3 protein-coding genes are annotated in these 4,943 nt (G+C 38.7%); all 3 read right to left on the bottom strand.

What is annotated here, in order from left to right:
* A partial coding sequence (locus tag OB69_RS17805; protein WP_185096927.1) for a RagB/SusD family nutrient uptake outer membrane protein occupies positions 1-491 on the bottom strand: 491 nt, incomplete at its 3' end.
* A gap of 10 nt (positions 492-501) precedes the next feature.
* A complete protein-coding gene (locus tag OB69_RS17800) occupies positions 502-3,660 on the bottom strand; it encodes a SusC/RagA family TonB-linked outer membrane protein (RefSeq protein ID WP_053225111.1) in 3,159 nt (1,052 codons plus the stop codon).
* A 579-nt stretch (positions 3,661-4,239) separates the two neighbouring features.
* A partial coding sequence (locus tag OB69_RS17795; RefSeq protein ID WP_157608628.1) for a RagB/SusD family nutrient uptake outer membrane protein occupies positions 4,240-4,943 on the bottom strand: 704 nt, incomplete at its 5' end.

The raw sequence follows: 4,943 nt of genomic DNA, 5'->3' as shown, positions 1-4,943 counted from the left end.
TCAGCATAAAGCTGAACAAGCATATAGTGCCCGAAAGCTCTGTAGAAATAAGCCTGACCTTTGATGTTGTTCTTCTCATCATCACTTCCTTCTACGTTGTCAATTGAATTGATAATGTTGTTGGCATTAACAATAATTGTGTAGTAGAAATTGTAAGTCTGATTTACTAAAGAACTTGTGTTAGATCTGTGCTCAAGCCATTGGTGAACGGCAATAAACCAACCAGAACCCCTTTGTGGGTTAACTACATCTTGTCCTAAGAAATCGTAGTTGATCAAGTGGTCGCCATAACCTCCTGCCTCATCTTGAGAACCACCAGATCCATACATATAGCGGTGAATTCCTTCCAAAGCAGCTCTTTGGTTAACAATAGTGCTCAGTACTTCATCAGCTCCAAGCTGATCGGTAGGGGCAGTTTCTAGGTATTCTTCATTACATGAGCTTATAGCCAGTACAATGAAGAGTAAAATTATTTTTGAAATGTATTTCATTGTCTTTGTTTTAGAAGTTTAGGTTAACGCCCAAGGTTAATACTCTTGAAGGAGGGTAAAGTCCAACATTTTGTGTTCCGTTAAACGACTCCATAGGGTTCATGCCTTTTCTTGCACTTACGAAGAATAGGTTTTCAGCCGAAACATAAGTTCTAAGGCTAGAGATTCCTAAGCTCTGAAGAGAGGCTTTTTTGAACTCGTATCCTAAGTTGATGTTTCTAAGGTTTAAGAATGAAGCATCAGTCAACCATCTGTCAGAGCCTGCTACGTTGTTTGTGTTGTTGTTGATAGAGATTCTAGGTACATCAGTGATGTCACCTGGCTTTTGCCATCTGTCAGCAATACCAACGCTAAGGGCTCCGCCATCAAGAACACCCATTAAGCCTGCATAGTTACCATCATAGATTTTACCACCTAGGCTGTAGGCAAACATTACAGAAAGGCTAAATCCTTTGTAGTTTAGGCTGTTTGTGAATGCACCATAAACGTCAGGAATAGAAGAGCCGCTGTAGTGGTAAATTGCATTGTTTTGGTTAGTGGTCACCTGAACACCATTGATTTCTCTCAAAAGGTTGTTAGGAGTAGACTCTGATTCAGGATCGTACACGTAAAGTGGGTTACCTGTGTCAGGATCAACACCATACCAGTCTTTCAACCAGAAGTCATAAATTGATCTGCCTTCTAAAAGCTTCTTAGTTCCATTAATGATACCGTTTTCTCTTGAAGACTCAGGTAATTTGGTGATTTCGTTTGTCAGTACTGTAGCGTTTAAAGCAAAGTTCCACTCAAGTCCACCAGAAGATTTTAAGATGTCAACGTTAGCATCGAACTCTAAACCTCTGTTTACCATTTTACCAATGTTTCTGTTCTGAGAAGTATAGCCTGATTCACTTGGAATTGGCACAGAGAACAATAGGTTGTCAGAGTAACGGTTGAAGTATTCAACAGTACCTCTAACTCTTCCTAGTACTTCGAAGTCAACAGCTACGTCAGCAGAAGTGTTTTTCTCCCACTGAAGACCGTTGTTTCCAACGCTATAGCTAAAGAAACCAGCGTTAGCACCGTTGTTTCTACCAGAAGAGTATAATGTTTGAGAAGGATAGTATCCGCCTACGTTGTCATTACCAGTTTGTCCGTATGATGCTCTAAGTTTTAATTCATCAATCCAGCTCATGCCGCTCATGAAAGCTTCTTCGCTCATTCTCCAGCTACCGCCAACAGACCAGAAGTTACCCCATCTAGCATCTTTAGAGAATCTAGAAGTACCATCTCTTCTGAAAGAGAAAGAAGCGAAATATCTGTCGTTGTGGTTGTAGTTAATTCTTGAGAAATAACCTTCAGTTTTGTATCTGTCAATCTGAGAGTTAGCAGAAACAATAGTAGTATAGTTATCTAAAACAGGGTTGTCTAATACGATATAACCTGTTTTTGCAGCATTAAAGTCGTTGTTTTTAATGCCATAACTTTCGTGACCCAATAAGATGTCAAAACTGTTTCTAGAATCTAAATCTAAAGAGTAGTTGATCAACTGGTTAAAGTTAGTAGTGATGTCAAAGTTGGCGCTCTTAGTGGCTCTACCTACTGGGATATAATCACCTACGTATGGGTTACCATAGAATTGGCCATTTGCAGTTCCGATATCCACACTACCGTTGATTTTTACGCTAAGGTTTTTGATTGGAGTTAACTCCACATAACCTACAGTTCTAAAGAATAAAGCTTCAGTTAAACTGTTGTTCAAAAGTGACTCTTCAGGAGCTTGTCTACCAGAAGTATTATTTGGTCTAGTTGGTAATCCAAATCTACCATCACCTCTATCGAAAGCTTTAGTACCAAAATCAGGGTCAGTGATGTAGTTACCTTGATCATCAATTGCATATACTGGGAAAATAGGTCCCATTCTTCTTGCATTGTAGAATGCGTTAGCGAAACCAGAACCACCACTTGTTACAGAGTTTGTCATTCTGATATCACCAGAGTTGTTTACTCCAACTTTCAACCAATCAAGAACATCAACATTAACGTTTGTTCTTAGGGTATATCTTTCGAAATCAGAGTTTTTGAACACCCCTTTTTCATTCAAATAACCAATAGAAGCATAGTAATCAGCTCTGTCAGTAGCACCTCTTGCGCTGAAGTTGTACTCTTGTCTGTAACCTAATCTTTCGATAGGAGCAAACCAATCTAAATCGTCAGAAGAATATCTAATGCTAGCATTAGGGTTGATAGAACCATCTGCATTGATAATTTGATTGTCAGCAACATTTGTTGCGTTGTAGTGCAGAAGGTCAATTAATTCAGCTGAAGCCTCTGCGCCAGCGGTAGTAGGATCTGTTCCTGCTGTTACTTTGTCATTTCTAAGTGCTTCCCAATACGCTTGGTAATAAGCTAAAGGGTCAAGTCTGTCATATTCTTGAATACCTCTAGCAGATACGCCTTGCTTTGTTGTGAAAGAGAAAGTTGGTGCAGAGTTTTTCTTACCTTGTTTGGTTGTAATGATAATTACACCGTTTGCTGCTCTAGCGCCATATAATGAAGTAGAAGCCGCATCTTTCAAAGTAGAAACTGACTCAATGTCATCAGGGTTAATCCTGTTAATGTTACCACTAAAAGGTACACCGTCAACCACAATGAAAGGGCTGTTGTTACCGTTGATAGAGCCAATGCCTCTTAATCTGATGGCAGGGCTATCACCTGGTTGTCCTGTAGCAGTTGTTACTTGAATACCTGGGCCAGAACCACCAAGCGCAGAAATTGCATTTGAAATTGGTCTGTCTTTGATTTTCTCTGCCGAGAGCGAAGTTACTGAACCTGTGATACTCTTAGTATCTTGAGTTCCGTAAGCTACAACCACAACTTCTCCAGCGTCAATAACGTCAGGTACCATTGTTACATTGATTGTGGTTCTATTGCCAACAGGTTCTTCTTTGGTTTTGTAACCTAAAAACCTGAACACAAGAACTGCATTATCAGCATTTACTGATAACGAGTATTTACCGTCCGATCCTGTTGTCATTCCTGTGGTTGTTCCTTTAATCGAAACAGTCACGCCTGGAAAACTCGAACCGAATTCATCTAGCACAGTACCCTCCACGGTACGTTGCTGACCCATTACGCTGCTACTAATGAGTAGCAAAATGAGCATAACTTTGATCTTGAATTTTAACATTTATAAGTAATTTATTTGTTTGGCCTAATAACCCCCAAAGAGCAAGGTTAGGGTACTTTAAGGTGATCATTAGGTTGTATGCTTATCTGTGTGGTTATATATTGATTTTAACGGTATGCCAGAAGGTTGTTATTTATGGGCTTTTATTGTTCATATTTGAACATGTTTTAAGTTAATTGTAATTGTAAAAATACATCTCCATAGAGTTTATATATAAATGTGTTCAGTGTTATATTATCATGCTGTTGATATACAGCTCTTTATGTTGGTATTGTTTCGGTAATTTATTTGTATTAAAAAATTAATAAGTATGAATATGAAGCTTGATGACTTATTTTTAATGAAATGTGCGTTTAAATCCTTTTAAGAGGGTTTTTCAAAATTTTATGACATAAAAAAAGCAGCCCTTTTGAGGCTGCTTCAATTCTGTGTTTTAGGGTTTAAATTATTAGGTAATGTCTTCTTAATTTTACTTAGTACTTACATTTTATTATTAGTATTAAAAAAGAAGAAGCCCAATTGATACAATTGGGCTTCTGTCATTTATTGATATGAAGGTTTTAAACCTTCATCGTTTTATTAATCGTTCTGAACCAAGTTAGGGTTCACGTTAATAGCGCTAATAGGGAAGAACCACTGCCACTGTAAATCACCAGCAGGTACTTCTGTAATTCTAGCCTGAGTAAGGCTGAAGCTACCTCTAGTTGATCTTTTCAAAGGCAAGTTTGCTCTTTTAAGATCAAGGAAGTTGAATCCTTCACCCCAAAGCTCAATTCTTCTTTGAACCAAGATTTCATCGATAAGTGCTTGTCCGGTGTTAGTGCTGATTACAGCATTTGGATCACGCTGAGAAACTAAAGAGAATAGAGCAGTTCTAGCTGCTGGTTCGTTAGCAACACCTAAACGAGCATTCGCCTCGGCTTCAATCAAGATCATCTCAGCAGTACGCATCAAAACGATGTCACCATCACCAAGTGTTCCAGCGCCAGGGGATTTAAACTTAGTGTTCATGTAAGGATACTTTGCGAAATTGCCTGGAATGTCAATTGCATCCATTTCTGCCTGAGTAACTGCCCAGAAACCTTTTCTCACATCTGTTGCAGGAATCATATCATAAAGATCAGCATTGATACACTTAGGGTCGTTTCTAATGTGTGAAGAGCTGTAGTTGTATGACATGTAAGCAAAGAATGAAGAGAAGTAAGTTCCTTGGTCAGGAATAATACGGCTCGACCAAATCCAACCAGTTGCACTATAATTGTTGAAACCTTCTTGGATTTGCG

It is taken from the genome of Roseivirga seohaensis subsp. aquiponti (assembly GCF_001267955.1).
In the GTDB taxonomy this organism is placed as follows: domain Bacteria; phylum Bacteroidota; class Bacteroidia; order Cytophagales; family Cyclobacteriaceae; genus Roseivirga; species Roseivirga seohaensis.
Note: the sequence above shows the minus strand (reverse complement) of the source record. Positions and strands in the feature narration are given on the sequence as shown.